General features: G+C 67.8%; 5 protein-coding genes and 1 pseudogene. All 6 read left to right on the top strand.

What is annotated here, in order from left to right:
* Positions 1–178: 178 nt before the first annotated feature.
* Positions 179–889, top strand: a complete 711-nt coding sequence (locus AB0B58_RS42110) for a GNAT family N-acetyltransferase (protein WP_360236979.1) — start codon at positions 179–181, stop codon at positions 887–889.
* A gap of 290 nt (positions 890–1179) precedes the next feature.
* Positions 1180–2817, top strand: a complete 1638-nt coding sequence (locus tag AB0B58_RS42105; protein ID WP_360236975.1) for a methyl-accepting chemotaxis protein — start codon at positions 1180–1182, stop codon at positions 2815–2817.
* A gap of 286 nt (positions 2818–3103) precedes the next feature.
* Entirely contained in the window at positions 3104–3460 is a 357-nt protein-coding gene (locus tag AB0B58_RS42100; protein WP_360236972.1) for a DUF6204 family protein, read from the top strand.
* Positions 3461–4479: 1019 nt separating this feature from the next.
* Positions 4480–4680 (top strand): hypothetical protein, encoded by a 201-nt coding sequence (locus AB0B58_RS42095; RefSeq protein ID WP_360236969.1) that lies wholly within the window; start codon positions 4480–4482, stop codon positions 4678–4680.
* A gap of 379 nt (positions 4681–5059) precedes the next feature.
* A complete protein-coding gene (locus AB0B58_RS42090; RefSeq protein WP_360236966.1) occupies positions 5060–6157 on the top strand; it encodes a substrate-binding domain-containing protein in 1098 nt (365 codons plus the stop codon).
* Between the two features lie 153 nt (positions 6158–6310).
* Positions 6311–6405, top strand: a pseudogene (locus AB0B58_RS42085) (sugar ABC transporter ATP-binding protein); the annotation flags it as partial.

Here is a 6405-nt window from a genome sequence, read left to right as displayed (position 1 = left end):
GCCGCCAGTGGGCCAAGCTCCCCATCGTCCAGAAGAACCGCTGGCTCATCTGACCGCTCATCGCACGCAGACCCGGTCCGACAACGGACCGGGCCAATTAATGGTGGTGCAGCGCTTCTGAGCTCACCGCGACGACCGCGCCCATCGGCGGCCGCACGGCATAGAGGACCATGGAAGCATGAGGCCGGGTCCACCGCATCACCCCGTCGAGGTGCCACCGGGTTACCCTCGCGCGTTCGAGCGGGAGTTGCAGCTGTCGGACGGGCGCACCGCATTGATACGTCCCATCGTCCCTGAGGACTGCGAGCGGCTCGCCCACGCCATCCGCACCGCCGATCAGGACACCGTGCAGCGCCGCTTCCTGGGCACACCGCCACACATCACCCCGGCGTTGCTCACCCATTTGTGCACCGTCGACTACCGCAAGCGGTTTGCTCTCGTCGCCTGGGACCCGCTCACCGCTGCGGGTACAGCCATCGCCCGTTACGAACCGACGGTGGAGGGCACAGCCGAGGTCGCCGTCGCGGTCGACCCGTCGTGGCGCAGGGTGGGGCTGGCCACCGCACTGATCGAAATGCTTGCCGAGGCCGCCCTCGACCGCGGGATCCACGCCTTCAGCGCCTACTACCTGGCCGAGAACCAACCCGTGAGCGCCCTGCTCGCCCTCGCCGGCAGCGGTGGGAGGCAAACCATCAAGGAGGGCTTCACCGAAGCTTCCGTCGCCTTGGACCGCACCAGCGTCAAGGCCGCCATCCAGCGCCTCAAGCCCGAACATTGCTCCCGCGTTCGGTGTCGGTCGGGGGCCGCCGCAGACCCGGCCGAGGCCGTACCGTCCGGGGGCGAGGGACAAGCCGAGGCCACGGCTGAACCGCCGCGGCGTGCCGAGTAGCAACCGGGCGCAGCCCACCCGAGCACTCCGAAGCACAGACCTCACCTGGGCAGAATTCACCTTCATGTCCCGTCGGCCGGCCAGGCCCCGACGCCCCGCATGATCAGCAAGTACGGTCGCCGCCCACCCGCCCACCCGCCCGGGGCCGCAGGACGCGTCGGCGGCTGGTTTCACGTGGCCGTGGATTTGAACTGCGCAGAAGGGTTTAGTCCTGGGCGCGGGGTGCCGATACCCCTGTGCAGGTCCGGGTGCTAAGGCCGGGCCCACCCCCTTTGCAGAGAGGCAACGCTATGCGGCACCAGCCTGACGACTCCTCCCGCCCGGCCGGGAGGCAGCGCGGCGTGCTGCACCGGGTGGCCGGCCTGCCGCTGGCGGCCAAGTTCCTGATCGCGCTGGCCCTGCTGGCGGCGACCGCGCTCGCGACCGCCGGGAGTGGGCTGGTCGCGCAGCAGCGGGCCAACACGGCGGCCCAGCACACCTACCAGCACGCCCTGCTGCCCTCGACCGCGCTGGAGACGCTGCGCGCGTCGGTACTGCGGAGCCTGCTGCACCTCACGACGCTGGCCGGCACCGCGGACAAGCAGGCGGTGGAGGCCAAGGTCAAAGACATCCGCACCGAGGACGCGATCCAGGACAAGGCGCTCGCGCAGTACATGTCGCTGGGCACGCTGGGCGGCGACGCACGCACCGCGCAGGTCAAGCAGGCGCTGACCGCATTCCGGGCGGAACGCGACGCGAATCTGCTGCCGGCGGCCCAGGCCGGCCAGGTCAAGGTCTATCAGGCCCGCTTCGCGCAGCAGTGGCCCGCACTGACCAAGGCCGGCGGTGTTGTCACCTCCTTGATCACCGACGAGACCGCCCTGGCCGCGAAGAACGCACAGGCGACGCAGGCCTCGTTCCAAGCCAACCGGATGTTCATCGTGATCACGCTCGTGGTCGGGCTGCTGCTCGCGTTCGGCGCCGCGTGGGCGGTGATCCGCCAGAGCGTCCGGTCGATCAAGAAGATGGCGGCCGTCCTGGCTCGGGTCAGCGCCGGGGACCTGACCCAGCAGGTCGAGGTCAGCTCCCGCGATGAGATCGGCCAGATGGCGCAGGCACTCAACCACGCGACCCAGAGCATGCGTACGACGATCCGCGAGCTGGACACCTCCTCGGCCGACCTGGCCGGCGCCGCGACGCACCTCACCGAGGTGTCGTCGACCATCTCCGGCGGCGTCGACCAGGTCAGCACCGAGGCGGACGTGGTCGCCCGCGCCGCCGGCGACGTCTCACAGAACGTGTCCGCTCTCGCCGCGGCGAGTGAACAGATGGGCGCCTCCATCAGGGAGATCTCCCTCAACGCCGGACAGGCCGCGGACGTGGCCACCCAGGCCGTCACCGTCGCCGAATCCACGACGACCGTGATCGCCCAGCTCGGCGAGTCCTCGGCGCAGATCAGCGACGTGGTCAAGGCCATCACCGCGATCGCGGCGCAGACCAACCTGCTGGCCCTCAACGCCACCATCGAGGCCGCCCGCGCCGGGGAAGCCGGTAAAGGCTTCGCGGTAGTCGCCACGGAGGTCAAGGACCTGGCGCAGGAGACGGCCCGTTCCACCGGGGACATCGCCGGCCGAGTCGAGGCGATCCAGCGCGACACGAACAAGGCCGTCGAGGCGATCGCCGGCATCACCACCATCATCGGGCAGATCAGCGACTACCAGACGATGATCGCCGCTGCGGTGGAGGAGCAGACCGCCACCAGCCAGGAGATCAACCGCAGCGTCACGGACGCCGCGGGAGCCTCCGCCGGCATCGCCAGCAACGTCACCGCGGTCGCCAGCGCCAGCCAGGTCGCCAGCAGCGGAGCCATTCAGACGCACGCCGCGGCCGAGCAGGTCGCCCAGATGTCCAGCGACCTCAAGGCGCTGGTCTCCCGGTTCACGATCTAGCGACCACCTGCACGGAAATCTCCAGCTCAACACCCCGACAGGCTCGTCGGCGAGACGACCGCGCCGTTCGACGCCGACGTATTCAGTCGTCAGGACCACGATCCTGGCGTCGTCGGGCACCTCACACGTCGTGGCGGTGACGGGCAGCGTAGGGCAGGCTCCCCGGGGAGCCTGCCCTGTCGTCGGAGCGGCCAGGGTCTGTGTGGAAGTCCTCGATCGAGCCGAGGACGCCGACACGGACCCTAAACCGGTGGAACCGGCCCGCCCCTGCCCCTACGGTCACGGCATGACAACACGCACCATCCGGGTCACCGTCCGGGGAGCCTTCGACGGGCTCGACGCGGACCAACGCGCCGGCCTACTCGCCCGCGCGGCGCAGCACGACGTGGCGTTCGCCGCGTACACCGATGAGGGCTCGCTGACCTACGACATCGCCACCCGGCCGTTCTTCACCTTCCGCTTCGCCCGCACCGCTCAGGGCGAGCAGGACATCCCGGCCGTGGTACGCGACGCTGAGGCGGACGCGGTGGCCTATCTCGACGAGCACGGGTACGGCTACAAGAACCTCAGCGCGCAGGCCGTCGACATGTCGCAGGTGCCGCTCGGCAAGCGCGGCCGCAAAGAGGCCACCCGCCGCGACTAGTGCCCTGACTGACCCGCGCGACAAGGCGGGGGCCGACGAGCTCCGCGAGCGGCGTCCATCCGTCCGGCAGTGACACGGCGTCGATGCCTAGGACCGCTACGGCCGGTCAACGGCCTGGACACGTCGGCGGCCGGCTCGGAGCCGAGGACGACGCGCAGCGCGGGTGCGATTCCGGCGTGCCTAGTACCTCGAGCTGGGGGACAGGTGTACCGGTAGCACCCCAGAACTTTCAGGTCTGTGCCCCATTGCCCGCCCGCCAGCGGCATACCTACGGGTAATCAGCGTCGGATGGACGCTCCGTTGTTCACCAGGCATCGCGGACTTGCTGCGGGGTGCGACCCATCGGCGCGCACTTCACCACTGTCGATTTCCCGCCCGACTCTGTGCCGCTCATGGCGGCATCGGCCAGGGAGCACCATGAAAAGAAGTAGACGACTGGAGTTCGCCGGGGAATTCTCGCCCCCGGGCCGACGCGAGATCGAAGGGTCGCCGGCCACGATCGGCAGGTCAGGCACCAAACACCTGTGGGCCCCGGCCGTCCGCCGGGTGAAGAACCCCCGTCGGGCCGACCAACCCGCACGACCACTACCTGTACACCCCTGATCTGACCAACAAGAACGACAAGTACTCCTCGAAGATCTTCGTCACGAGCTCCACCGACCCGATCACGGGGTACGGCAGCGTCAACATCCCGGGCAACCCGGTCAAGGTCAAGCAGATCCCGTAACCGCAAGCTGCGCTCGGAGTGCCTTCTGACGGACGGTCATGGAAGGTTCCTGTTGACCTCCCGCTCGCCCGAGGGGGCCGCGAGCACACGGTGGCGCTCAAGTCGGTGAGCACGAACAACTACGTCAGCAGCCCAGGGGCGACCGGCCAGCTCAGGGCGACGGGTAGCTACATCGGGCTGTGGGAGCAGTACGGGCTAAACACCGGCGACCGGGTTCCTTTCAACTACCTGCTCTCTTGCAACCCGGGCAACCAAATGGGTGCAGGTAGACCGGAACGACGGGAACAAGGTCATGACCCGGGGAGCCGCCGCCGGCGACTGGGAGGGCATCCGCCCGGTGCAGGCATCCGGCCAGCCGTTGGCCACCTACAACCTCAAGGACTCGGTCGGCAACTTCTGGCACGTGAACTCCGACGGGAACATCACCGCCTCCCCCGGCACCCCGAGCCCGGGCGACACGTCCGCCCAGTTCAGGTTCGAATACCTCTGGTGAGCCGGCGGTGATCAAAGGGGTGTCCGCCGATCTCGGTGGGCACCCCTTTGCATCGAAATGTTTCGGACGAGTTGGGCCACCGTCTCCGGCGAACCAGCCGATAGGCGAACCGGCACTCGTCCGTTAAAGGGCGACATCGCTGCCCCGGCAGTACGCCCGCCCGATGCGCAATTCGGGTGGTGCGCGGTGATCGCGACCCCGGCCCCATGTTGCCAGATTGTTATTCCAAGGAACAAGATCAACTCGCATCAATGCTTGCACTGAGGGCCATGATGAGAAAATGTTTCCGAGCACAACAAACCAACTTCCCACACCGAAACTTTCGGCGGTGGGCGCTGCTGAATCCAATCGAATGTCCGATTACTGAAGGGACCAAGAAATGCGTAATGGACTTTTCGCCCTGGCGGCAGCCGGTCTGCTGGCCACCGGCAGCACGGCCGCATGCGGTGATGACGGCGGCACCGACACCGGCAGCAACGGCGGCTCGTCGGTCGGCAAGGTGGGCGTCATCCTGCCGGACACCCAGAGCTCGGCGCGTTGGGCCACAGCGGACACCACGTACCTGAAGGCGGCGTTCGAAGCGGCCGGCGTACCGGTCGACATCCAGAACGCTCAGGGCGACAAGACGCAGTTCCAGACGATCGCCGACGGCATGATCTCCAGCGGCGTCAAGGTGCTCATGATCGTCAACCTGGACTCCGGAACCGGCAAGGCGGTCCTCGACAAGGCCCGTGCGGCCGGCATCGCGACCATCGACTACGACCGCCTCACGCTCGGCGGCAACGCGAACTACTACGTCAGCTTCGACAACGTGGCCGTCGGCAAGCTCCAGGGCGAGGGCCTGGTCAAGTGCCTGACCGACATGAAGGCCACCAAGCCCATCGTGGCCGAGCTCAACGGCTCGCCGACCGACAACAACGCCACCCTCTTCAAGGAGGGTTACGACTCGATCCTCAAGCCCAAGTACGCCTCGGGCGATTACGTCAAGGGCCCGGACCAGTCCGTACCGGACTGGGACAACGCGCAGGGCGGCACCATCTTCGAGCAGATGCTGACCGAGAACAAGAACATCAAGGGCGTGCTCGCGGCCAACGACGGCCTCGGCAACGCGGTCATCTCCGTCCTCAAGAAGCAGAATCTCAACGGCAAGGTCCCGGTCACCGGCCAGGACGCGACCGTGCAGGGCCTGCAGAACATCCTCGTCGGCGACCAGTGCATGACGGTCTACAAGGCGATCAAGGAAGAGGCCAACGCAGCCGCCGAGCTCGCCATCGGCCTGGCCAAGGGCGAGAAGAAGGAGACCGGTCAGACCGTGACCGACCCGGAGTCGAAGGCCACGGTTCCCGCGGTCCTGCTGGTCCCGAAGCCGATCTACAAGGACAGCGTCAAGGACGTCGTCGCTGACGGCTTCGTCACCAAGGCCGAGCTCTGCACCGCCGATTTCGCGAAGCTCTGCACGGAAAACGGCATCAGCTGACCCAGCGTTGTCGACGGGCCAGTCCCCGACCGCTGACTTCGGCGCCGCCCATCCCTCCGGGCGTGGGCGGCGCCGAAGTCGGGTCCCTCCACCCGATCGCGAGTGGCCGAGCCACGGACGAGACACCCGGTCACCAGGCGAAGGAGAACCACCGTGGCCGCGACACCTCTTCTGGAGTTGCGCGGGATCGACAAGAGTTTCGGTCCTGTACAGGTCCTGCACGACGTCGGCCTCAGCGTCTATCCGGG

It is taken from the genome of Actinoplanes sp. NPDC049118, from assembly GCF_040648555.1.
GTDB lineage: Bacteria > Actinomycetota > Actinomycetes > Mycobacteriales > Micromonosporaceae > Actinoplanes.
Note: the sequence above shows the minus strand (reverse complement) of the source record. Positions and strands in the feature narration are given on the sequence as shown.